Source organism: Shinella kummerowiae (assembly GCF_009827055.1).
Lineage (GTDB): Bacteria > Pseudomonadota > Alphaproteobacteria > Rhizobiales > Rhizobiaceae > Shinella > Shinella kummerowiae.
Genome location: NZ_WUMK01000010.1, coordinates 247,248 through 272,538 on the forward strand (window position 1 = coordinate 247,248; position 25,291 = coordinate 272,538).

At 62.1% G+C, this 25,291-nt stretch carries 16 protein-coding genes; 9 read left to right on the forward strand and 7 right to left on the reverse strand.

What is annotated here, in order from left to right; all coding sequences use genetic code 11:
* The first annotated feature begins 65 nt into the window (after window positions 1-65).
* From GR138_RS24825 to GR138_RS24840, 4 genes are all read left to right on the forward strand, one after another.
* Window positions 66-1,700 carry a winged helix-turn-helix domain-containing protein gene (locus GR138_RS24825; RefSeq protein WP_160861949.1) on the forward strand — a complete coding sequence of 545 codons (1,635 nt, stop codon included), beginning with the start codon at window positions 66-68 and terminating at the stop codon, window positions 1,698-1,700.
* A 226-nt stretch (window positions 1,701-1,926) separates the two neighbouring features.
* Complete coding sequence (locus tag GR138_RS24830; protein ID WP_160861950.1) at window positions 1,927-3,435, forward strand: ATPase domain-containing protein; 1,509 nt, start codon at window positions 1,927-1,929, stop codon at window positions 3,433-3,435.
* Window positions 3,410-5,473, forward strand: a complete 2,064-nt coding sequence (locus GR138_RS24835; protein ID WP_338091159.1) for an ATP-binding protein — start codon at window positions 3,410-3,412, stop codon at window positions 5,471-5,473. Before GR138_RS24830 ends, GR138_RS24835 begins: the two co-directional genes overlap by 26 nt.
* Window positions 5,474-6,347: 874 nt before the next feature.
* Window positions 6,348-13,661 (forward strand): putative Ig domain-containing protein, encoded by a 7,314-nt coding sequence (locus GR138_RS24840; protein WP_160861951.1) that lies wholly within the window; start codon window positions 6,348-6,350, stop codon window positions 13,659-13,661.
* A 377-nt stretch (window positions 13,662-14,038) separates the two neighbouring features.
* Here GR138_RS24840 and GR138_RS24845 read toward each other — a convergent pair whose 3' ends face one another.
* Entirely contained in the window at window positions 14,039-15,247 is a 1,209-nt protein-coding gene (locus tag GR138_RS24845) for an MFS transporter (protein WP_160861952.1), read from the reverse strand.
* 107 nt (window positions 15,248-15,354) lie between these two features.
* Between GR138_RS24845 and GR138_RS24850 the strand changes: the two genes are divergently transcribed.
* On the forward strand, window positions 15,355-16,317 hold the full coding sequence (locus GR138_RS24850) for an AraC family transcriptional regulator (RefSeq protein WP_160861953.1): 963 nt from the start codon (window positions 15,355-15,357) through the stop codon (window positions 16,315-16,317).
* A 116-nt stretch (window positions 16,318-16,433) separates the two neighbouring features.
* On the opposite strand, the gene GR138_RS24855 is transcribed toward GR138_RS24850, so the two are convergent.
* From GR138_RS24855 to GR138_RS24880, 6 genes are all read right to left on the reverse strand, one after another.
* Window positions 16,434-16,997, reverse strand: a complete 564-nt coding sequence (locus GR138_RS24855) for a cytochrome b (RefSeq protein ID WP_160861954.1) — start codon at window positions 16,995-16,997, stop codon at window positions 16,434-16,436.
* Window positions 16,998-17,003: 6 nt separating this feature from the next.
* A complete protein-coding gene (locus GR138_RS24860) occupies window positions 17,004-17,777 on the reverse strand; it encodes an anti-sigma factor family protein (protein WP_160861955.1) in 774 nt (257 codons plus the stop codon).
* Window positions 17,774-18,283, reverse strand: coding sequence for a sigma-70 family RNA polymerase sigma factor (locus GR138_RS24865; protein WP_160861956.1), 510 nt, complete (start codon window positions 18,281-18,283; stop codon window positions 17,774-17,776). Before GR138_RS24865 ends, GR138_RS24860 begins: the two co-directional genes overlap by 4 nt.
* Before the next feature lie 3 nt (window positions 18,284-18,286).
* Window positions 18,287-18,643, reverse strand: a complete 357-nt coding sequence (locus GR138_RS24870) for a COG4315 family predicted lipoprotein (protein ID WP_420853718.1) — start codon at window positions 18,641-18,643, stop codon at window positions 18,287-18,289.
* A 129-nt stretch (window positions 18,644-18,772) separates the two neighbouring features.
* Entirely contained in the window at window positions 18,773-19,342 is a 570-nt protein-coding gene (locus tag GR138_RS24875; protein WP_338091160.1) for a YceI family protein, read from the reverse strand.
* Between the two features lie 401 nt (window positions 19,343-19,743).
* Window positions 19,744-20,397, reverse strand: coding sequence for a TetR/AcrR family transcriptional regulator (locus GR138_RS24880; protein WP_160861958.1), 654 nt, complete (start codon window positions 20,395-20,397; stop codon window positions 19,744-19,746).
* Window positions 20,398-20,672: 275 nt separating this feature from the next.
* Here GR138_RS24880 and GR138_RS24885 point away from each other — a divergent pair, with 275 nt between their 5' ends.
* The 4 genes from GR138_RS24885 (at window position 20,673) to GR138_RS24900 (ending at window position 25,288) form a co-directional block, all read left to right on the forward strand.
* Window positions 20,673-21,788, forward strand: a complete 1,116-nt coding sequence (locus GR138_RS24885) for a sugar ABC transporter substrate-binding protein (RefSeq protein WP_160861959.1) — start codon at window positions 20,673-20,675, stop codon at window positions 21,786-21,788.
* A 70-nt stretch (window positions 21,789-21,858) separates the two neighbouring features.
* Entirely contained in the window at window positions 21,859-22,824 is a 966-nt protein-coding gene (locus GR138_RS24890; protein ID WP_160861960.1) for an ABC transporter permease subunit, read from the forward strand.
* An 8-nt stretch (window positions 22,825-22,832) separates the two neighbouring features.
* Window positions 22,833-24,338, forward strand: coding sequence for a sugar ABC transporter ATP-binding protein (locus tag GR138_RS24895; RefSeq protein WP_160861961.1), 1,506 nt, complete (start codon window positions 22,833-22,835; stop codon window positions 24,336-24,338).
* A gap of 8 nt (window positions 24,339-24,346) precedes the next feature.
* Window positions 24,347-25,288: an ABC transporter permease gene (locus tag GR138_RS24900; RefSeq protein WP_160861962.1), complete on the forward strand. Its 942-nt coding sequence runs from the start codon at window positions 24,347-24,349 to the stop codon at window positions 25,286-25,288.
* Window positions 25,289-25,291: the final 3 nt, after the last annotated feature.

Here is a 25,291-nt window from a genome sequence, read left to right on the forward strand (position 1 = left end):
GTTGACGGCTCTGGTGCGCGCTCACTATGGTGCGCTCCGTCTTAGGGCCAAGGATCGGGGGGTCCGTGTACTTTTTTGCGGACTTCGTTCTGGACACAGACCGGGCCGAACTGCGGCGCTCTGATGGACCCGCGACGCGCCTGCGCCCCAAGACCCTCGAACTGTTCAAGTTGCTGGTGCAAAACAGCCATCGCGTCCTTGGCAAGGAAGAGTTGATGGAGGCGATCTGGCCCGGCATCCATGTCGGCGAAGATAGTCTCTTTCAATGCATCCGCGAAATCCGCGTCGCTCTCGGCGACGCCCGGCGGGAGATGGTTCAGGTCATCTCGGGGCGGGGCTACCTTTTCGCCCTCGACGTCACCACCGAACCGGCAGCCAGCGGCACGACTGAACCGCGGCAGCAAGAAACAAAGCCTGACCGGAAATCACGCAGAGGACTTTCCCTTGTTGCGGTCGCGGCCTCCGTGCTCAGCGTCATGGCGCTCATCGGCTTTGCGCTTCACGGGAACAGTCTCTTCGCGCCGTCACGGGTGGTGGTCGTGCTGCAGCCGATTGTCGACACCGACGCTAGCCCTGAAGGCGTAGCGCTCGCACGCGACATCGCATCGGAGTTGATCAAGGGCTTTTCCCGGATCGACGGTATCCATCTGATTGTGAGGGAGGGCGAGGCGGTGCCGGCGCTGCACGGAGGTGCAGCACTGGACTTGCGGTACGAATTGAAGCGCGACCCGCTCAACTGGATACTCCAGGCCCGGCTCATAGATACCGCGAACCAGGAGATTCAGGCGGTCGCCGAGGCCAGCGCAAGCGAAGCCGACCGCCAGCGCCTGATGCAGCGCCTCGCGGCTGGTATCGGCTATCCGCTGGGTCTGCGTCTGAGTGATCTTCAGGAGCCTGAAGAGCGGGCGGCTACTCCTTCCGCTGTCGCCATTCGGCAGGCGGTCGCATCGATCAATCAGACGACGCGCGAACGTTTTGGCATGGCAAGGGCCATTCTTGAACAAAACCTTGCCGAGAATCCCGACAATGTGGAACTGCAAATCGCGCTTGCCGGTCTGCACCTGCGCGGGATGCAGATGAACTGGTACGATCCTGCTCAAAGCGCGGTCGCGGAACAGGATGCGGCCGCCCTGTTGAAAGGAGCGCTCGCGTCACGACCACGCTCATTGCCAGTGCTCGACGCCTCTTGCCGCTTCCTGACCGTAACCAACCAGTTTACCGAAAGCCTCGTCGTTTGTGCCCGGGCGCTAACCGTCAACCCGTGGGATGGCACGGCGCTCTATAATCTTGGCCTTACCCAGCTCCAGCTCGGCCGTTTCGATGATGCGCTTGCCAGCTTTTTAGAGGCGGAACGCTACGACACGCCGGAGGTCTCGCGCTGGACCTGGCTGCTCGGCGCGGGCTGGGCGAACCTGCTGCTTGGCCGCGACGAAGAGGCTGCCACGTTCCTGCAGCGCTCAATTGCGATCACCGCCGGTTCCGGCCGACCCTATCTACTGCTTGCCGCTGCTTATCAGCGCCTGGGCCGCGCGCGCGAGGCTAGGGAAGCACTGGCGAAAGCCATGGAGATACGCCCCGGCTCCACCGCCCGCAACGTCGCCTTGCCGACCCGCAATGCCAGCAACACCTTCCTCGCTGGCAGCAATGCGATCATCCATACCCTCATGGAGATCGGTCTGCCGTCAGGCACACCACGTTAGAATCATTGATCCGGGTACATTCGCAGACCCATTCCGATTGATGTTCGTTCTTGCCATTCGCTGGGTTTCCAACCTGTTGGTAGCCGTTCTTGCGGCAGTTCGATGCGAACGGTGAACGGAACATTCCTGCTTTGATCGACCTTAATTGTGCCAAAGGACAAAATGTCCTTACCGTTGCAATTGCAGCGCGCGACCCTAATTACGGCCGGGCAAACGGAGGGAACAGATGGACAAAAGTGTTTCTGCTAGGGCCAAAACAGGTGTCGAGGGGCTGGACGATATTCTTTCAGGAGGATTGTCGAGACGCCGTGTTTTCCTTCTTGAGGGCGCGCCCGGCACAGGAAAAACGACGATCGCGCTGCAGTTCCTCCAGCAGGGAGCTTTGCTCGGAGAGACGTGCCTTTACATTACTCTCTCCGAGACCGAGGAGGAACTCCGCGACAGTGCCCTGTCGCACGGGATGGAAATCGATAGCAACATCGCGATATTCGAGCTTGTGCCGCCCGAGAGCCTGTTGAACGCCGATCAGCAGCAGAGCCTGCTCTATTCGTCGGACCTGGAACTCGGCGAGACGACGAAGATGATCTTCGAAGCTTTCGACAAGCTTCAACCGAGCCGCGTCGTTCTCGACAGCCTTTCGGAAATCAGGCTCCTCGCGCAAAGCTCCCTTCGCTATCGCCGGCAGATCCTGGCATTGAAGCATTTCTTCGCGAGAACCGGCGCAACCGTCCTGCTCCTCGATGACATGACCTCCGACAGTCTCGACAAGACGGTGCATAGCGTCGTGCATGGAGTTATTCATCTCGAGCAACTGGCTCCCAGCTACGGTTCGGAGCGCCGTCGGCTGAGGATCACAAAGTATCGCGGCCAGGCGTTCCGTGGCGGGTATCATGATTTCACCATCAAGACCGGCGGTGTCTCGGTCTTTCCGCGGCTACGGGCGCTTGAACACAGGACGGAGTTCGAACGCTCCACACTCACGAGCGGCATCGTCGAACTCGACACCTTGCTGGGTGGCGGTATCGAACGTGGGTCGAGCACATTGCTAATCGGGCCGGCGGGCACGGGCAAAAGCCTGTTTGCGCTGCAATTCGTGGACGCGACCGTAAAACGTGGGGAGAAGGCAGCGCTCTTCATCTTCGACGAAGAACTGGGCTTGCTGTTTGCACGCACGAAGGCGCTGGGCTTCGATCTTGAGGGCTATCAGCGGGATGGCTTGATCCATATCGAGCAGTTGGATGCGGCCGAACTCTCCCCCGGTGAATTCGCCCAACGCGTGCGTGATCGCGTGGCGAGCTTTAACGCAAAGACTGTCGTCATCGACAGCATCAACGGCTATCAGGCGTCCATGCCCGAGGAAAACGCGCTGATCCTGCATATGCATGAGCTATTGCAATATCTGAACCGGCAGGGTGCGAACACCTTTGTGACGGTTGCGCAGCACGGCTTGGTTGGAGACATGAAGTCGCCGGTGGATGTGACTTACCTTGCTGATACGGTCGTGTTGCTGCGCTACTTCGAGGCGCTCGGCAAGGTCAGGCGCGCCATTTCAGTGATCAAAAAGCGCACGGGAAAACATGAGGAGACCATCCGGGAATTCAAGATCGGGCGGGGTGGCCTTTCGCTTGGCGAACCGCTTTCTGGCTTCCACGGTGTCTTGCGCGGTGTGCCGACCTTCGTCGGCGAAAATCGGCCGCTGCTGAAGTCTGGTGAGGAGCAAAGCGATCCCAAATAGAGAAGCTATCGCCCTCATTCATGCGCCTTTGGGGCGAGACGCGCAGATTGCGGGTTCTCTGTTGTCCGAAGCCGGTATCCTGTCAAAAAACGGTGAGGATATCTCCGCTTTCGTCGCGTCTCTGAATGAAGACATCGCTTTCGCCGTCGTAACGGAGGAGGCCTTGCGCTCGGCGGACCTCCGCCCTCTCTCGGCCTGGATAAAATCGCAACCGAGTTGGTCCGATCTGCCCTTCATCATCCTCACCCATCGTGGCGGCGGTCCTGAGCGCAATCCGTGTGCTGCCCGCCTGTCGGAGGTGCTGGGCAACGTCAGCTTTATCGAGCGGCCCTTTCACGCCACGACGTTTATCAGCGTGGCGAGTTCGGCATTGCGTGGCCGCCGGCGCCAATACGAGGCGCGACTGCGCATCGAGGCATTGGATGAAGGCGAGCGGCGGCTTCAGACGGCGCTTGATGCGGGTCGCCTCGGAGCATGGGAACTCGATCTCATGACCTATGCCTTGATAACTTCGGCCACCTGCAGGCGCATTTTTGGACGCAGCGCGGCGGACGCTTTCACCTACGACGACCTGCTTGCCGCCATCCACCCTGACGATGTCGAGAAAATGAAAGCTGCCGTACGGACGACCATTGAGACAGGCAGCGATTACGCAATCGAGTATCGTACTGTCTGGCCTGATGGATCCGTTCACTGGGCTGAAATTCGCGCGCAGCTCTATCGCGACAGAAGCGGAAGGGCGATCAAACTGGTTGGCGTCTCCGCCGATGTCACTGTGAGGGTTTTCTCGGAAGAGCAGCAGCGGCGTTTGAACGAACTCCTCGAGGAGCGTGTCGCCGAGCGGACGGAAGAGTTGCACAAAGCGCACGCGATCGTCATGGCGGAGGTGGCCCAGCGCGAGCACGCAGAGGCGCAGCTCCGGCAAGCGCAGAAGATGGAGGCAATCGGCCAGCTGACGGGCGGCGTCGCCCATGATTTCAACAATCTTCTCATGGCCGTGCTGGGTAATCTTGAGCTTCTGCGCAAGCACGTTGACGGTGACGCGAAAGCGGTCCGGCTGATCGATGGCGCCCTTCAGGGCGCAAGACGCGGGGCGTCGCTGACGCAACGGCTCCTGGCCTTCGCGCGCCGGCAGGACTTGCGTGTCGATCCGGTGGACCTTGGCAGGCTGGTTGGCGAGATGGCCGATCTGATGAAGCGTTCGGTCGGTACGGGCATCGTGATCGAAACGTGTCTTCCCGAACGGCTGGACCCGGTTCTGGCTGATTCCAACCAGCTCGAACTGGCGCTTCTCAACCTCGTGGTGAATGCACGCGACGCCATGCCGGAAGGGGGAACGATCCGCATCTCGCTTGCCGAGACGACCCTCGTGAAACAGGATGGCGAGCTTGCGCCAGGCCGATATGGCGTGCTTTCCGTCACGGACGAGGGCCACGGCATGGATGAAGACACGTTGCGCAAGGCGATAGAACCGTTCTTCTCTACCAAGGAACTTGGCAAGGGCACAGGTCTGGGCCTGTCGATGATTCACGGCCTGGCGCTCCAGTTGCAGGGAACATTGCGGCTCAGCAGCGTGCCGGGGAAGGGGACGACGGCCGAACTCTGGATTCCCGTTTCGAATGATGTCGCGGTCGTGCCCGAGGTGGCAGTGGTGCCAGAGAAGGATCGGGAGGTGGGCTTGCTGCGCGTCCTCCTCGTCGATGATGATTTCCTGATCGCGATGAGTTCGGTCGATATGCTCGTCGATCTCGGACACGAAGTGGTGGAGGCGCATTCCGGAAAGGAGGCGCTCGCCAACCTGAAAGAGAATGGCCGGTTCGATCTGTTGATCACGGACTACTCCATGCCCGAAATGACAGGTGGAGAACTGGCGAAAGCCGCGCGAACCCTGTTTCCCGATCTGCCGATCCTGATCGCGTCGGGATATGCCGACTTGCCTCCTGGTATCGGTTTCGATGTAGCGAAGCTCGGAAAGCCTTATACGCAGCAGCAACTTGCCATGGAGATCGAGCGCGTCTTGAGAGGGGCGCAAACATAATCCCCCCGTATTGAGCGTTACAGGCGAGGCCGGTTTATCACTTTGCGAACAGCTGCGTTGGAGGCGCTCGTGGGCAATTCCTTCAATTGACTTGTCTCAAATGCCTCAGACCTCAACCCCAGTGATGGCTGTGCTTCTTCGACGAGCCATTGTTCACATCCAGGACAATAGCGCGGGGATCAATGGCACAGAGGACACTCTGAAAGGCGTCGAAACGGCCGTGTTCTGACGGTACGCTGATCTGCGCGATCTCGCACCGACAGGCAACGCCGGTGGCCCGGTCATCTCACGGCGTGTCAAAAATGGACGCCGACTCTCTTCAAGTATTCCGATAACGCTCTGAGCTGAGCAGGGGTTTCCGTTCCGCGGATGCGCCGGAGCAAAACATTCGAAATCCGTAATGTGATGCTTTTCGGACACAGGGAGCGGATGATTGCGTGCTGGGGTCAAAGATTGCAACTATGGCTGGATATTCTCTCAGAATCTGGGAAATGTGCGTGCCGATTAGTGTGATTTAATAATTTGTCGATGGCGGCGATGCCGTTGCTGGGGGAATGTTTCGATGTGGGCATGGGGTACTGGGTCCTGGGGAGGCCTCGGCGCTATCTTTAAGCGTGGCTATGGAAGCCTCATTTGCGCTTGGTGTGCGGTGTTTTCGGCGATTCTAGCCCGCCTATTCATACCTCTTCGCGGCCATTTTGCTTCAGCCGCAACGCTTCCCAATCGTAAACCCGCTCCGGCATTTCAGCCTGTTGTCGCGAGGCTGTCCTCGGCGGCGCTGCTTTTCGCGGCCGTCCTTTTCGGCTCCAGCCTTGGGGGAACGACAGAAAGCAGAGCTGCGGACTGCACCCTCTCCACACTGACCTTTTCGGCCGTGAACGATACGCAGACGCTCAATGGATCGAGTTGCGATATCTTCATCACCTACGCGGGCGATTCCTTCTGGGGCGGACTGCATGACGTAGCGGGCGAAAACGCCATTGATTATCCTGGCGTCGGTTATTCACAAATCTATCCATACCCATCGGCAGATTCGACTGTAACCACGACCAACGCCACCTATAAGGTCAGGTCCAACAGTGCCCAATCCGACGCCTCGGCCACCGATATTTTTACGGTGACGCTGATGTCGGTGAATGCCAATGCCGGCGCGACCGACACCATTACGCTCTATACCTGCCCGTCCTATGGCGGTGGCAGTACGTGCCCGGCGACAAAGTCCGTCGCCATTTCGGTCAACCTGAATGTCCCGCTCAGCGTCACAGGGATTTCTCCGGCATCGGGGCCGGCATCGGGTGGCACAGTTGTCACCATCACCGGGGCAAACCTGTCCGAGGCGACGGGTGTGACGTTCGGCGGTGTTGCGGCGAGCGCGTATACGATCGATAGCGGGACGCAGATCACGGCGACAGCGCCGGCGGGCACTGCCGGTGCGGTCAGTGTGCTTGTCACCGCTCCCGTTGGCAGGACCGCCATCGGCACGGGCAATCAGTTCACGTACATCGCCGCCCCGACGGTGACGTCGGTTACACCGACAGCGGGGCCGACGGGCGGTGGCACGTCGGTCACCATCACGGGCAGCGGGTTCTCGGGCGCAACGGCAGTGACGTTCGGGGGGGCGGCTGCGACCGGTTATACGATCATCAGTAACACGTTGATCACGGCGACGGCGCCGGCCGGTTCGGGAACCGTGGATATTCGCGTCACGACGGCGGGCGGCACGAGTGCGACGACTGCGGCGGATCAGTACACCTATGTTTCTGCGCCGACGGTGACGTCGGTATCTCCGACAGCCGGCCCCACGGGTGGTGGGACGACGGTGATTATTACGGGCACCGGGTTCGCATATGCCAGTGGCACCGGAGCGGTGAAGTTCGGGGCGACGAACGCGACCTATACGATCAACAGCAACACGCAGATCACGGCGACGTCGCCGGCCAATTCGGCGGGCACGTACGACATCACCGTAGTCACGCCCGGTGGCACGAGCGCGACGAGCGCGGCCGACCAGTACACCTATGTGTCGGCGCCGACGGTGACGTCGGTGTCTACGACGGCCGGTCCCACGGCGGGTGGCACGACGGTCACCATCACGGGCACTGGCTTTGCGAGCACCACGGCGGTGACGTTCGGCGCGACGGCAGCAACCGGGTTTACGGTCACCAGCAACACGCAGATCACGGCGACGGCACCAGCCGGTTCGGCGGGCACGGTGGACATCCGCGTCACCACCGTCGGCGGCACGAGCGCGACGAGCGCGGCCGACCAGTACACCTATGTGACGGCGCCGACGGTGACATCGGTGTCTCCGACGGCCGGCCCCACGGCGGGCGGCACGACGGTCACCATCACGGGCACCGGGTTCTCCGCTGCGGCTGGCACCGGGGCGGTCAAATTCGGCGCCACTGTGGCGAGCTATACGATCAACAGCAGCACGCAGATCACGGCGACGTCTCCGGTCAGCTCGGCAGGCACCTACGACATCACCGTCACGACGGTTGGTGGCACGAGTGCGACGAGTGCTTCCGACCAGTACACCTATGTCGCGTCACCGGTGGGCAGCAGCTTCGTCCATGGATCGGTCACTGCGTATAATGACGGCTCGAACACGAGCGTGCCGGTCAGCCTGACCGGCCATGTCACCAACAATCCGACCAGCTATGCGGTCGGCTCGGCGACGACGGCCCAGGGTGGTTCTGTCACCGTCGACAGCAGCGGCGTGGCGACCTATACCCCGCCGCTCGGCTTCCGCGGCAATGACAGCTTCACCTTTACGGGAACCAATCTCGGCGGCACGTCGGCCCCGGCCACTGTAATCGTCCCCGTCGGCAATCCGACGCTTTCAGTGTCACTGCCCTCGGGTACAGCCACCGTCGGCAGGGCCTACAACAGCGGCAGCGCCGTCGTGACGATCACGGGCGGTAGGGCATCCTACACGATCAACAGCATCAGCGGCCTGCCCGCAGGCCTGACCGATAGCGGCGGCGTCATCAGCGGTATGCCGGATGTCAACGGTGTCTTCACGGTAACCGTCAACATCACCGACAGCTCGCTCGGGACAGGGCCCTACAGTGCCAATGCGACGGCGACGCTGACGGTCTCGCTGCCGCCGGCGCCGGTGGTCTCGTCCACGGCGGTGAACGGACTGGCCTACAATACCGGTTCGGCCACGGCCACGACCTTCAGCCTTGCGGCGCTGGCGACCGAAAGCCCGACCGGCTTTCAGGTGGGGGCTTCGTCCTATGGCGCGACGGTCAGCATCGATAGCGCCGGTCTTGTCAGCTATACGCCGCCGGTCGGTTTCCGCGGCACTGACGTTTTCAACTACGTAGCGACCAACCAGGGTGGCACGTCCAATGTCGGCCAGGTCTTCGTGACGGTGAACGATCCCGTCTTCCTGGTCACGCTGCCGGCCGCCACGGGCACGGTCGGCGAGGTTTACAATAGCGGCGGGGTAGCCGTCAGCATCAGCGGCGGCAACGCTCCCTATTCCAATTTTTCGGCCACCGGCCTGCCTGACGGCCTGTCGATCAGCACCACGGGCGTCATCTCCGGCACACCGACGGCGGCGGGCAATGCCACGGTGGTGATCACTGCCACCGACAGTTCGGGTGGAAACGGCAGCTATACCAGTACGGCTTCAGCTACCCTCGCCATTGCCGTACCGACGATCACCATCAGTCCCGTGACGCTGTCGAACGCCGGTATCGGCGTGTCCTACGGCGCAGCGGTGACCAGTACCGGCGGTCTTGCTCCGGTGACGTTCGCGGTCACCGCCGGCTCGCTGCCGCCCGGTCTCGCACTCGATCCAGGCGGAGTCATCTCGGGCACGGCGACGGGAGGCGGAACCTACAACTTCACCATCACCGCAACCGACAGCGCGACAACGTCGGGTCCCTATACAGGTGCCAGAGCCTATGCGTTAACCGTCGATGCGGCGACGATCGTTCTGTCGCCCGCGGCGGGTGCACTGCCGGGCGGAACGACTGGGATTGCCTACAGCCAGACCATCACGGCGGCCGACGGAACGGCACCTTACAGCTATGCCGTGGCCGCGGGCACGCTTCCCGCCGGCCTTACGCTGGCGGCGAACGGCACCCTGTCTGGCACGCCGACGGCCAGCGGCACATTCAACTTCACGGTAACGGGAACGGACAGTTCGACCGGACAGGGTCCCTATTCGAATTCAAACGCCTATTCCGTGACGATCGTCACGCCGACGATCGCGCTGTCGCCCTCTGCGGGGGCACTGCCCGTCGGCGCGGTCGGCACGGCCTACAGCCAGACGTTCACCGCCTCGAACGGGACGGCGCCCTACAGCTATGCCGTCACGAGCGGCGCGCTGCCGAGCGGTCTGACGCTGAGCGGGGCCGGGGAGGTGTCGGGAACACCCGATACCGAGGGGCCCTACAGCTTCGACGTGACGGCGACCGATACATATGGCGCCACGGTCATGGCAAGCTACAGCTTGGCCATTGGCGTTCAAGCGCCGATCGCCAATGCGGTGACCTTGACGATCGCGGCCAATGCATCGGCCCAGGTGGTGACGCTGGACATCACCGGTGGTGCGGCGACGTCCGTTGCCGTTGCGACCGCCGCGTCGCATGGCACGGCGACGGCGTCCGGAACGGCGATCCACTACACGCCGGCGGCCGGCTATTCGGGCACAGACAGCTTCACCTACACGGCCACCAATGCGGCCGGCACGTCCTCGCCCGCAACGGTGACGGTGACGGTCACGGCACCGACGCTTGCGCTTTCTCCTGCGGCGGGTGCGTTGCCCGACGGCACGGCTGGCACGGCCTACAGCCAGACTTTCACCGCCACGAACGGCACAGCACCCTATAGCTATGCCGTCACCGGAGGTGTGCTGCCGAGCGGTCTGACGTTGAGTGCGGCCGGTGAGGTGTCGGGAACACCCGATACTGACGGCGCCTACGGCTTCGATGTCACCGCGACCGATACCTATGGCGCGACCGGGACGGCAAGCTACAGCCTGACCGTCGGTGTTCAGGCGCCGGTCGCCAATGCGGTGACCTTGACGGTCGCGGCCAATGCGTCGGCCCAGGCCGTGACGCTGGACATCACTGGTGGTGCGGCGACGTCCGTTGCCGTTGCGACCGCCGCGTCGCATGGCACGGCGACGGCGTCCGGAACGGCGATCCACTACACGCCGGCAGCCGGCTATTCGGGTACGGACAGCTTCACCTATACGGCGACCAATACGGCCGGCACGTCGTCACCGGCAACGGTGACGGTGACGGTCACGGCACCAACGCTCGCGCTCTCGCCTGCTGCAGGCGCGCTGCCAGCCGGCACGGTCGGCGCCTCCTATAGCCAGACCTTCACTGCTACGAACGGCACCGCACCCTACAGCTATGCCGTCACGAGCGGCGTGCTGCCGGGTGGCCTCACACTGAGCGGGGCCGGGGAGGTGTCGGGAACACCCGATACCGAAGGGGCCTACAGCTTCGACGTCACGGCGACCGATACCTATGGCGCGACCGGGACGGCAAGTTACAGCCTTGTCGTCGGTGTCCAGGCACCGATTGCCAATGCAGTGACCTTGACGGTTGCGGCCAATGCGTCTGCCCAGGTGGTGACGCTGGACATCACCGGTGGTGCAGCAACGTCCGTCGCTGTTGCGACGGCCGCCACACACGGCACGGCGACAGCGTCCGGAACGGCGATCCACTACACGCCGGCGGCCGGCTATTCGGGTACGGACACATTCACCTATACGGCCACCAATGCGGCCGGCACGTCGCCACCTGCAACGGTGACGGTGACGGTCACGGCACCGACGCTCGCGCTCTCGCCTGCCGCAGGCGCATTGCCCGCCGGCACGGTCGGAACGGCCTACAGTCAGACCTTCACCGCCACGAACGGTACCTCACCCTACAGCTATGCTGTCACGAGCGGTGCGCTGCCAGCCGGCCTCACGCTTGATGGCACGACAGGCAAGCTCGACGGAACGCCGACGGCGGCGGGCAGCTTCGACTTCACCGTCACGGCTACGGACACTTATGGCGCCACCGGGACGGCGAGCTACAGCCTCGCAATGGGCGGACTGGCGCCGATTGCCAATGCGGTGACCTTGACGGTTGCAGCCAATGCGTCGGCCAAGGCGGTGACGCTGAACATCACCGGCGGTGCGGCAACGTCCGTTGCGGTTGCGACGGACGCCGCGCACGGCACGGCGACGGCATCCAAGAAGACGATCACCTACAAGCCTGCCGTCGGCTATTCCGGCATGGACACGTTCACCTACACAGCCACCAATGCCGCTGGCACGTCCTTGCCGGCAACCGTGACCGTCACCGTGATGCCCCCGAAGATCGTCCTGTCGCCGTCAGCCGGTGCGCTGCCTCGCGGCACGGTCGGCAAGGCTTATAGTCGCGCAATCACCGCTGCCAATGGCACGGCCCCCTACAGCTATGCTGTCACGGCGGGAACGCTGCCGGCTGGTCTCGCGCTGGATAGTGCGGCCGGCACGATCGCCGGAACGCCGACCGCTGCGGGCAGCTTCGGCTTCACCATCACCGCAACCGATGCCTATGGTGCGACAGGGTCTGCGACATACGATATCGTCGTCAAGGCGCCGGTCGTGGTCTTCGCCTTCACGCCGCCCGCGGGCAGCCTGGGCAAGACGATGGCGGGCGAGGCCTATAGCCAGCAGATCAAGGCGACCGGCGGCGCGGCACCACTGCTCTACAGCCTTGCCTCTGGCAAATTGCCCAAGGGCATGGTGCTCAACATCTCGACGGGTGAGCTGACAGGTCCGCTCGATGCGGCAAGCAAAGGCAGCTATACCTTCACGATCGCGGTCAGGGACAACAATGGTGCGACCGGTTCGGCAAGCTATTCGCTTGAGGTGACCCCGCGCCAGGTCACGGCGCCCGATCACGTGGTGAACGTGCCTGCTGGCAGCACGCCCGCCGACGTCTATCTCAATGCGGGCGCGACAGGGGGGCCATTCACTGCGGCCGAGACGACCTTCGTGGAGCCGAGCAATGCCGGTACGGCGAAGATCATCCGCGGCAAAGTCGCCCAGGTGGGGCCGGTGAGCGAGCCGATCGGCTGGTATCTGCAGTTCAGCCCGAACCCCGCCTTCTCCGGTGCGGTGAAGGTCGGATATCGTCTGGAAAGCGCCCTCGGTAGCTCCAATGTCGGGACGATCACCTACAATCTCCATCACGACGTCGAGCAGGTCGCCGAGGATATCGACGCGCTGGTGCGGGGCTTCGTGGAGACGCGCCAGAGCCTGATCGCCGACGGCATCTATGTGCCAGGTCTTCAGGAACGGCGGCAGATGGAGCAGGCGACGGATACGGTGACGGCCCGCATGACGCCTTCGGAAGACGGCATGACGGCGAGTTTCTCCACCAGCCTTGCGCAGATGGATGCGGCCCGCAACCGCGCCGACGGTATCGAGGATACAGCCTCCTCCGCCTTCAACGTCTGGATCGACGGTGCCTTCCTGGCACACAAGCGCGACCAGAACGGCGGCAAGTGGGGAAGCTTCGCCCTGCTCAATCTGGGCGCCGACTATCTGCTCTCGGACAGGGCGCTGATCGGCGTGTCTTTCCATCTCGATCGGATGACCGATCCGAGTGATGCGGACGCCGAATTGACCGGCAACGGCTGGCTTGCCGGTCCCTATGCCTCGCTGGAGATCGGCAAGGGCGTGTTTTGGAACACGAGCCTGCTCTATGGCGGTTCCTCCAACGATATCGACACGGCCTTCTGGGACGGTTCGTTTGACACGCAACGCTGGATGATCGACACGGCGATCGAGGGTGAATGGCAGATCGGCGAGGCGACGGTGCTGACGCCGAAGCTCCGGGCGGTCTACTTCAACGAAAAGGTCGATGATTACACGGTGCAGAATGACGACGGCGACGAGCTCACCATCGATGGCTTCGATGCAGAACAGTTCCGGGTGAGCCTCGGTGTGGAGATCGCGCGGAACTTCACGCTGGAGAGCGGCGCGACGGTCACGCCGAAACTGGGCGTGACGGCCGGTTACGCCGGTCTCGATGGCTCGGGCCTCTACGGCTCGCTCACCGCCGGTGTCGCAATGCAGACCACGGATTTCTGGATGCTCGAGGCAAGCCTCCTGCTCAACATCGAAGGCGACGGACAAAAATCCGTCGGTGCGACCGTTCGAGCAGGCAAACAGTTCTGAACATCGAGCGTTCAGCACCAAACTGGAAAAGAACCGCCGCGAAACGCGGCGGTTCTTTTGTGCGGTCTTGCGCAGACGGATTCCTCCGGCGCGAAGCCGTAGTGATAAATCACGGCATGGAGCCGGCTGGCCCTTAGGTGTGCCGATGCCGTCTCACGTTCCGGTCTTTTGGCTAGAGCGCTTGCTCCAAACTTGTGCACGCTTCAGCAATATCTGCATTCCGGGGTAAAGCAGACTTCGGACGTATGTTGTGGCGTCGATTTCGGTTTAACGGTTGGCTGACGTGCCGGACCGAGCGAGAGGAATTCTCGCTCGGTCCGATGCCGACGGAGTTGATGGGGACGACTGGTTGACCATTTCGACGTCTGAATTCGCTCCTATCCGGCAGCCGCTGCCACCCGTGAACGACTGGCAAACCCGATCAACGTAGCGCCAAGCATGGCGGACAGTCCGGCGAAGGCGAAGACCCCGGCCGGGCCATGGCTTCCGACGATCAAGCCGCCGAACACCGCGCCACTCGAAATGGCGATCTGGAAGGTCGTCAGCGTCAATGCGCCGGCACTCTCCGGTTCATCGGATGCCGCCTGGGTGACGAAGCTCTGGACGCTGACGGGGAGCGCGCCAAAGGCAAAGCCCCAAAGTGTCGTGGCGACCGTGGCGACGACCGGTGAGGCGCCTGCAAAGCTCAGCACGAAGGCTGTGATGGCGATACCGACTGCCGCAAGCGTCATCGACAGGGCAGTGTTGCGTTCGGAAATAAAACCGCCGGCAAAGTTGCCGAAGAAACCACCGATGCCGAATGCCAGAAGAATCCCCGAAATGCCTTCGACGCCAAAACGCGGCACATTCTCCAGGAACGGACGTATGAACGTAAATCCGGCAAAGTGGCCGGCGACAACCAGCAGTATGGTCAGGAGGCCGATGCGGATGGCCGGGCGACGCAGGACCGTGGCCATCGTGCCGAGGTTGGCCGGACCGGTGGACGGCATCGCAGGCAGTGTGATCGCCTGGGTCAGAAGCGCAAGCACCCCGAGTATGGCGGTGATGACGAAGGCGAACCTCCATCCCATGATTTCACCGACCCAGGCGCCAACGGGCGCCGCGCAGACGGTCGCGGCGGATACGCCGCCCATGATGATGGCCATTGCCCGGGGCATTAGCCGTTCCGGTACCAGCCGCATCGCCAGAGCCAGCGACATCGCCCAGAACCCGCCAAGGCCGATGCCAAGCAAGGCGCGCGAGAAAAGCAACATGGGCAGCCCGGTGGAGAAGGCAGTGATGAGGCTGGAAAGGATTAGCAGCGCGGTGAGCCCCAGAAGCGTATAGCGCCGATCGAAGCGGCTCGTGCCGACCACGATGGCAGGGCCGGCAATCGCACCGACGACCGCTGTCATCGTGACCGATTGTCCGGCCGCGCCGATGCTGACGCCGAGGTCGTGCGACATCGGTGTCAGCAGGCTGGCCGGCAGAAACTCCGCCGTGACCAGGCCGAACACGCCGAGTGAGAGAGAAACCACGCCCGCCCAGACAGGCTTGGTGTGGGCGTCGTCGGCACGAAACCCGGTTGTCTGTTGATTGGTATTCATCTGCTGTCTCCAAAATTGTTGAGACAAGGCTAGACGGGATGCTCTGGTGTTTCTATGCTGGAAAATCCAGAAGACATGACCATTCGTCCAAATAGGAATGTGCGGCGATGAACGACCCATTGACCGAGATGCTGCGAGGCTTACGCCTTGATGGTGTAGAATATGGCCGCTGCCAGCCTTCCGCCCCGTGGGCAACGGCATACCCCACTCAAGTAGAAGCGCGGTTCCATTTCCTGGCCGCCGGTCACGCCTTTCTGCAATCGCCCGCCGGCGAATGGACGGAAATGCACCCAGGTGATGCCGTCCTGCTGCCGCGCGGGGATGCTCATGTTCTGGCAAGCGAGCCGGGCGTGGCGCCCACGCCGCTTGAGTGCATGGAGCGAAAACGCCTCTGCGATGGCATCGTCGATCTGCAATGCGCCCGCCCCGACACGAACAATCTCCTGTTCTTTGCGGTGTTGCGGTTCAACGTCGACAAACGGCACCCGCTGCTGGAATTGATGCCGGACGTGATGCGCACCAGCGATCTGGCCGTAAGCGAGCCGACGATCCCGCTCCTGCTGGATGCGATGATGCGGGAGGTGGATATGAACCGCGTCGGGGCGGGTGGCATTCTTTCCCGTCTGGCGGATGTACTGACCGCCACGATCATCCGAACCTGGGTGGAACATGGCTGCGGCGATTCGACGGGCTGGTTGGCGGCCGTGCGAAACCCGGATGTCGGTCGTGTTCTGGCCGCCATTCATCTCGATCCATCGCATGACTGGAGTGTCGGCGAACTCGCCCGCCATATGGGCGCCTCGCGATCCGGTTTTGCCCAGCGCTTTGCCACCGTGGTCGGTGAAACGCCGGCCCGGTACGTCGCCCGGATGCGCATGCACCAGGCCCACCAATGGCTGCAGGACGGGCAGCGCGTCGCCGTGATTGCCGAACGCCTCGGATACGAATCCGAGGCGTCCTTCAGCCGCGCCTTCAAACGCATCATCGGTGCGTCGCCTAGCCAGTTCCGTGAACACCGGAAAGTAAATGGAAGTGCGTCTTTAGAGGAGCGGCGAAGTGCTCCTGCTTGACGGCTCACGCTGAAAGTCGCGAGATTCCTGATGTAGTGCGAGAAGAGATTTGGTGCTGCCCACAGATCCACCATGTGACCAGCAACTGCCATTGTCGGCCGGCAGACATTCGGGCCTCAGCGCACGGTGTGTGCGCCGAACATCCGCGCGAGTGTGGTGTCTTTCCGCAGCAAGTGATGATGGATCGCCGCGCCGGCGTGGGCAAGCGCCAGAAGCCCGCTGCCATAGGCGAGCAGGGCGTGCGTTCGTGACCAGAAAGCCTCAATGGCGTCCGAGCGTGTGAAAGGCAGATCGGGCACGACCACGAGGTCGAAGACGAAACTCGGGATCATCAGGGGGGACGTCGAGGCGATCATCCAGCCAGCCATGGGCACGGCGATCGTCAGCGCCAGGATCAGCCGATGAACGGTTCGCGCTGCCGTGGTCTCCCATCGCGGCACGCCGGGCAGGGGAAGGGGCCGGATGCTCGAAAGAGACCAGGCGAGCCTTACGAGCGCAAGCGCCAGGATGAGGAAGCCGAACGATTTGTGCCATTGGTAGAGGTCGAATTGCAGCCTTGGGCGGTCAGCCACCGCCTGTGTGAGGAAACCGAGTGCGATCTGTGCGAAGAAGAGCAGAGCGATGGTCCAATGCAGGACGATCGCCACCGTTCCATACGACGTGCGGGTATTGCGCAGCATGGACGCTTACTCCAGTTGCTTGTAAGCCAGGGTTGCGAGCTCCAGCAGGCGGTCGCGCGGCACGTCGCCGACAAGGGCGCAACTGATCGCCTCGTCGGTCCATACGAATGCTTCGAGCGGACCGATTGCGGCGTGGCGGAAGGAGGTTTCCTCGCGGTCGCTTTTCACCGGAACGATATAGAGTGTCACCCTTCGGCCGGTCTCGTCCTGATACATGACTTGTGCCGCCGGGCCGTTCGCTGATGGCAGTAACCTGCCACCGACGAGCGTGAACCCGCTCGCGGCGAGATCGGGAATGGCGAGCGAGCGGTCAAGACGCTTGGACAGCCATGCCTTGAGGTGAGCCTTTTCGCCTGCCCACACTTCGACAGGGTGGATGACTTCGCCGGAATAGACCCGGTGCGCCTTCATCGCCTCATCGGCCAGGGCGATCTCGGCTGGCTGAGCCGTTGAAAAACGGCCGCCCCCATACCAGCCAATCGCAGCGCCAAGGGTGAGGAACAGAACGGCCGCCGCTGCCATCCGGCCCGACCGGCCGGTGGCGGGCCGGATCTCCCGTTCGATATGGTGGACGTCGAGGCGACGGGGGACCGGCTCGGCCGGAAAGTCGTAAAGCACGCGCAGGCTTTCGTTCTGCCGCTTCCAGCCCGCGACCTCTTCGGCCGCACCGGGATTGTCCGCCAGATAGGCTTCGACGGCCGCGCGCGCCGGTGCGTCGAGCATGCCGTCGGCATAGGCATGAAGGTCAGGTTCGATGCTCTTGTTTTGATCGGCGCTCATTTCACGGATCTCAGTTTCGGTGTTCCCGTCTGCGTCAAGTCGCGCAGCGTGGAGCGGGCGCGGGCCAATCGCGACATGAGGGTGCCGATGGGAATGGAGAGGATCGCCGCCGCCTCGGCATATTTCATCTCCTCGACGGCGACGAGCAGCAGCACCTCGCGTTGTTCAAGCGGCAGCGCCTGCATGGCCCGCGCCGTTTCGGCGAGCGCCAGCCGGCCCGGCTGCACGTCGAGGCCGGCCGGGTCGCCTCCCGGAATGGTTTCGAGCGAAAGGGGCGCCGGCGAGCGCCGCTGGCGCCGCAGATCGTTGCGATAGACATTAAGCAGGATGCGAAACATCCAGGAGCGGACGGAACCGGAAGGGCGCCAGAGGCCACGCTTGCGGATCGCCCGTTCCAAACTGTCCTGGACGAGATCGTCGGCGCGATCGGGATCGTGCGTCAGCGCACGGGCGTAGCGCCGCAGAGCGGGGACGCATTCCTCGATCTCGTCCATGAGTTGCGACATCGGCTACTCTTTGGCCACGTGCCAGACCCCGCCCATTCCATCCCCGGTGACATCGCCGGGCTTCTTGTCGTTCTGCCAGAGATAGAGAGGCTGGCCATCATAGGCCCATTGCTTACTGCCGTCCTTGCGCGCGACCTGGGTGTATTCGCCGTCGGCGGTGGCGTCCGCCGCCGCCATGAGGGGCGGCCATTTCTGGGCGCATGCATCGTAGCAGTTGGACATGTCCTTTGCATCCTTGTCGAATGTGTAGAGCGTCATGCCCTTGGCGTCGGTGAGAACCTCGCCTTTGGCCGTATCCATCGACTTGATGGCACCGCCGGCATAGTCATCCGCATGGGCAAGGGGTAGTGCGACCACCATCGCCGCGGCAGCCAGTAGGAAGGAGCGCATGGTAGAAATCCTCTTCTTTGCAGGTTTCAAAGGGCCCTACCCGACACAACACCTCATGGCGGCAAATAATCCCGGCGGCGAACATCGCGGGTGGAGGGGCTATCTGCGTCGCCCGTTGAGCATCATGTCGAAACGCACGACGTTGGAGTAGATCGGCGTTCCAACGTCCATGCCGTAGGGTGAGCGCATCAGGTCGCCCACCACATGGAACGTGATCGTCTGTCCCTGCCGCTTGACGAGGGTCGCTTCGAACGTTTCGCGATGCGCAATGCCCCGAGCCGTCAGGACACCCTGTATGACTGCGTGGTCGGACCCTTCCTGGCGAATGGCGGTCGAACGAAATGTGATGGTGGGATAGGCCTCCACATCGAAAACCGCAGAGGATCGCAGGAATTTCTCCACCCGAGGCTCTCCGGTCGCGACACTCTCCGGCTGCAGCGAAAAGGTCACGCGTGACTTGGCCATATCGCCGGGCTGGAGGTCGAAGGTGCCGGAAAAACGCGGGAAAACGCCCTGTATGCCGCCCCCGCCGATCTGGGCGACGGAGAAGGCGATATGCGAGGAAGGATCGACCACATAGCGTCCGCGAAGGGCGGACAATGTGTCGGCGCGGGCCGGCATGACGGGCAGCAGCATGAGAAGGCTGATTGCGAAAAACATCACGCGCATCGGGAAAATCCTTGATCACCGCGCTCAAAGGGAGCGGTCTTGCAAGGACAACACCGCCGGCGCGGCGATAATCCTTTGAGCCCATCGATTTTCACCACGGGAAGGTATCCGTTGATTGGCGAGATCGCTCATATCTTCTCGCAATCCCGCTCCCCGTTGGCTGTTTGTCCTGATTGTGGGCGCCAGAGCCGGCGCGTTCGGCCGGGCCACGTCGTTCTAAGCCGTCGCGAGAAATATCAGGCGACCGAAGTGTCGCGAACAAAACCCAGTGTATCTGCAACGTAAGCGTGCGCTTACGCGTTGCTTCGGAAGGCCGTGCTGTTCCAAACGAAATATAGGAGGCCGTTGCGACGGATATGCCGGCCGCGTCTCGGCTTCATGGCAAAGTCTGCGACAGGTCGTTAAACCGTGACAAGCCGCATGATCGTCTCGATGTTGAACTGGATGCGCTGCTCCAGGGCGTCTTTCGCCATGAGGTCACGCTCATAGATGATCGTGCCGGTAAAGCGGTTCGTCAGGTAGTAGTAGCCGACGGCGGCGATGGTGATGTTCAGTTGCACGGGATCGACGCCGCTGCGGAACAGGCCAGCCTTCACGCCGCGCTCAAGGATGCTCGCGACCATGTTTACGAGCTTGCGGCTGGAGACCTTGATGATCTCCGATTTCTTCAGGTGCTTGGCGCGGTGCAGGTTCTCGCTGTTGACAAGCGTGAGAAATTCTGGGTTCTTCAGATAATATTCCCAGGTGAAGCGCACCAGTTTTTCGAGCGCTGCCTTGGGGTCGAGATCCTCCAGATGCAGCTTCTGCTCGGCGCTGCGGATGTCCAGATAGGCGTCTTCGAGAACAGTCTGGAACAGGCCCTCCTTGCTCTCGAAATAGTGGTAGATCATGCGCTTGTTGGCCTTCGCCTTTTCAGCGATGTCATCGACGCGCGCCCCGCCTAAGCCATTCTTCGCAAATTCTTTTTTGGCGGCATCAAGGATACGTGCCTTGGTGGCCTCGGCGTCGCGAATGCGGGGTTTGCGGCCCGGTTTTTCTGTCTGTTCGCCGGTCATTTTGTCAGCCTGTCCTTTGGCGCAGTCGTGATGTCTTGCCTGCAACTCATACACGCACGCATTGCCATCCGTCAAAGCCGGCCGGTGCGATTGCCTGTTGCCATCCCACTGAAAACCACTTGACTTGCGTGAAACTAAAGAAGTAACTAGTTAGTGCGTTAATTGGCGTGAGAGGCACGCTGGAGCGTCTCACCTGAGGGGTAAGGTTCTCCTTGCCGGCAGTCTGGCCAGCGGTAACGCGGGAAGCGTTTCAATCGGGGATTTGGGAGGAAAGCATGTCGACCTTTATCAAGGATTTCATCGAGCGCGAGACGGTCAGCCGTCGCAATTTTCTGTTCGCCGCTGCGGCTGGCATGGGCGCGGCCGCGATGCCAGGGCTGCTCGGCAGCGGGAATGCGCGTGCGGCGCTGACGGATCCGGCGATTGCCTGGAGCTATCGTGACCGTGCCTCGGCCTATTGGAACTCGGTTGTTTCTGGCGGCGAGGCCTTCGTGGAATCGCTCGGCAGGCCGAAGAGCGCGTTGGTCAGCCTCATCAACGAGGGATCGACGGAAAAGTCGCTGGCCGACATCAAGGCCTTCCTCGCCAAGAACAACGGCAATTGCGCCATTGCCTGCGATGCCAATGACAGCCCGAACGCTCGTCCGGTCGTCGAGGCCGTCCAGGCTGCAGGCGCTTACATTTCGACGATCTGGAATAAGACCGACGACTTGCACCCTTGGGATTTCGGCGACAACTACGTCTCGCACATGACCTGGTCGGACGAGAAGCCGGCGGAAGAAACCGCCCGCATCCTCTTCGAAGCCATGGGTGGCGAGGGCGGTGTGGTCCATCTCGGTGGCATCGCGGCCAACAACCCGGCCGTCGAGCGTCTTGCTGGCCTCAAGAATGCGCTGAAGGACTTCCCGAAGATCGAACTGCTCGACGCGCAGCCCGCCGACTGGGATACCCAGAAGGGCGCTGCCCTCATGGCCTCGTTCCTCACCCGCTATGGCGACAAGATCAAGGGCGTGCATTGCGCCAATGACAACATCGCCTATGGCGTGATCGAGGCGCTGCGTGCCGAGGGCATCGAGAATATGCCGATCGTCGCCTATGACGGTAATCCGGAAGCCGTGCAGATGGTCATGGACGGCCAGCTTCTCGCCACCGTCTTCACCAATCCGCATTGGGGTGGCGGAATCAGTGCTGCCCTTGCCTATCATGCAGCTATCGGCACTTTCAAACCGTCCGAAGAGCCGAAGGAACACCGCGAATTCTATGGCCCGACGATCCTCGTCACGGCCAAGGATGCGGCTGAGTTCAAGGCGAAGTATCTGGATTCCGTGCCGGCCTATGACTGGAAGGACTTCTGGGGGCCATCGAACGGCCAGATCCAGTACAAGGCCTGATTGGGCATGGCGGCAGCCATAGACGCTGCCGCCTCATCTCCTGCGAAATTTCATGAGAGGGGTGTCTGACGTGACACGTCGCCTATCGCGCGAAACCTTGATCAAATGGGCGCCGCTTCTGGTGTTGATCGCGCTGGTGATCTTTTTCACCGCGCTGAACCCGACCTTCTTTTCGTTGCGGAATTTTGCCCGTATCGCGATTGCGGCGGCCCCAGCCCTGATGGTCGCTGTCGGCGTCACCTTTATCATCGTCATGGGATCGATCGACCTTTCGATGGAGGGAACGGTCTCGATGACGGCGGTTTCCTTCGCCTTCATATTCGCCCAGCTCGGCGGTTCGCTTGGCGGCCTCGGCTGGGTGGCTATTCCCCTGGTGCTCGTTCTCGGCGGCCTGATCGGCGTGTTGAACGGGCTGGTGCATGTGAAGCTGAAGATCCCGTCTTTCATGGCAAGCCTTGCCATGGGTTTCGTCGGCACGGGAGCGGCGATCCTGCTTACCGGCGGTGATATAGTCAAAGTCAGCGACGCGGCCTTCCGCGGCCTGCTTACGGTGCGCTGGCTCGGTTTCCCGCTGATGGTCTACATCGCGGCCTTCTTCCTCTTTGCTGGTTGGTTCATCCAGACGCACACCACGCTTGGCCGCAATTTCTACGCCGTCGGCGGTGGCGAGGATCTTGCGCATGCGTCTGGCCTCAATGTGACGCGTGTCCGTGTCACGGGCTTTGCGCTTGCCGGTGTCTTCTACGCCATCGCCGCCATCCTCGTCGTCGCCCGCATCGGGCAGGCGGAATCTGTGACCGGTGCGAACTTCATGTTCGTCTCCATCACCTCGGTGGTCGTTGGCGGCGTGGCACTCTGGGGCGGCATCGGTGGTGTGTGGAACGCGCTCGTCGGTGTGCTCATTGTCAATGTCATCGACAATGGTATGGTCGTCATCGGCCTGCCTGATTTCCTCCAGGACGGCGTGCTCGGCCTCCTCGTCATTCTTGCAGTGGTGCTTTCCACCGACCGCAAGATGGTTTCCTTCGTGAAGTGAGGCGCGCCATGTACGAGTTGAAATCCGTCGACAAGAAATTCCCGGGCGTCCACGCGCTGAAGTCCATCAATTTCCACATCAAGCGCGGCGAGATTGTCGGCCTCGTGGGGGAGAACGGCGCCGGTAAGTCCACGTTGATGAAGGTCATCTATGGCGCCTACCAGCCGGATGGTGGTCAGGTCCTTATCAACGGCACCTCGGTCCGCTTCGCCAATCCGCGTCAGGCGATGGAGAAGGGCATCGGGATGGTGTTCCAGGAACAATCCCTGATCCCCAACCTGACCGTCATGGAAAACATCTTCCTCGGCTACGAGCGCCAGTTCGTACGCTTCGGCGTGGTGGACTGGAAGGCGATGGCGAATGCGGCCAAGGCGCAGCTCGCCAAGGTGAAGCTCGATATCGATCCGGCGATGGTGACGTCGAAACTCTCCTTCGTCCAGCGCCAGCTCGTCGAACTCGCCAAGGTTCTGACGCTTGAGGAGCGCGTGAAGGGCGATCTCGTCATCCTGCTCGACGAGCCGACATCCGTTCTGTCCAAGGATGAGGTGGCGCTGCTCTTCAAGCTCGTTCGGGAACTGACGACCCGCGCCGCCTTCATCTTCGTTTCGCACCGCATGGACGAGGTGATGGAGCTCTCCGATCGCATCTACGTCATGAAGGACGGCGAGGTTGTCGATGTGGTTGAACGGGGTGGCGCTACGGCGGAGGCCATCCAGCACAAGATGGTCGGCCGCAACGTTGACAAGCAATATTACCGTGAGCATCTGCAACAGCCGTTCGATCAGTCGAACGTGCTGGTCGAGATGACGGGCGTCGGTCTGCCGGGTCGCATCCAGGACATTTCGTTCAAGGTGCATGCCGGCGAAGTTCTATGTCTCGTCGGCACGGAAGGATCCGGACGCGAGGCGATCCTGCGCACGATCTACGGCATGCTGACGCCGGTGACCGGCCAGCTCAAGATCAAGGGCGCCAATGCGAACGGCTATTCGCCTCGTCAGTCGGTCGCTCATGGCGTCGGTTATGTGCCGCGCGAGCGCAAGATCGAAGGCATTGTCGCCGGCATGAATGTCTACGAGAACATGACGCTCTCGCAGATGAAGAACCATTCGAGCAGCGGCGTGCTGCGGGTTGCCGAAGAACGCGCCTTGGCGCGCGACTGGATCAAAAAACTCTCGATCAAGGCGCATTCGGAATTTGCCGATTGCGGCAACCTCTCGGGCGGTAACCAGCAGAAGGTCGTGCTCGCCAAGTGGCGTTCGGGCGGCTCCGACATCATGCTGCTCGATCACCCGACGCGGGGCCTCGATATCGGCGCGAAGGAAGATGTCTACGACATGATCCGCGCAATGAGCGCGGCGGGCGTCGGCATCGTGCTCGTCGCCGATACGCTGGAAGAGGCGATCGGTCTGTCGCACACCATCATCGTCGTCAAGGACGGCCGCATGCAGAAGCAATTCGCATGCGAGCCGGGCGCCAAGCCCACGCCCTTCGACCTGCTGCACTACATGATCTGAGGGACAAGATGGATATTCAGCGCCTCAAACCGCACCTGCCCTGGATCACGCTGATCGTGCTCGTCGCGATCGTCGGCATCAATGATCCGGGTTTCCTGCGCCCCTCGAACCTGCTCGGCATCGCCGGCGATATCGTGCCGCTGTTCATCATGGCGCTCGGGCTCACCTTCGCCATCTATATCGGCGGCATCGATCTCTCGGCCCAGTCCATGGCCAATATGGTGACGGTCGTCGCCTCGGTCTATCTCGCGTCGATGGGGGCGTGGGTTGCCGTGCTCTGCGTGCTCGCGGGCTTTCTGCTGGGCATGCTGTCCGGCTACGTGACGACACGCCTTTTTGTGCCGTCCTTCATCTCGACGCTCGCCGTCGGCGGTGTCGCCTTCTCGATTGCGCAATGGCTATCCGGTCAGCGGGCGCTCAACATGGACGCGACGCAGCGCAACGAGACCTTCGGCTGGATGATCGGCCATACCTGGGGCGTGCCGCATGAATTGCTCATCGCCGCCGTGCTTGTCGGCATCTGCCTTTTCATCGAACGGCGGACGACACTTGGTCGCGCCTTGAAAGCGGTCGGTGCCGGTGAGCTTGCTGCAGCCGCATCGGGCCTTAACGTTGCGCGCTACAAGATCCTTGCTTTCGCCATATCGGGTGCGCTCGCGGCCATTGCCGGCCTGCTCTTTGCGGTAAAACTTTCGGGTGGTGCGCCGACGATCGCCAACGGCTTCCTGCTGCCGGCCATCGTTGCGGTTCTTGTCGGTGGCACACCGTTGACAGGGGGTGTCGGTGGCGTGGTCAACACGGTGATCGGCACGCTCATCGTTGCCGTCATCCGCGCCTCGATGCTCTATTTCGAAATCGACGCAACCCGCCAGCAGATCGTCTTTGGTTTCGTCCTGATCGTCGCCATCGCCCTCACCATCGACCGCGCCAAGCTGCGGACCGTGAAGTGAGGA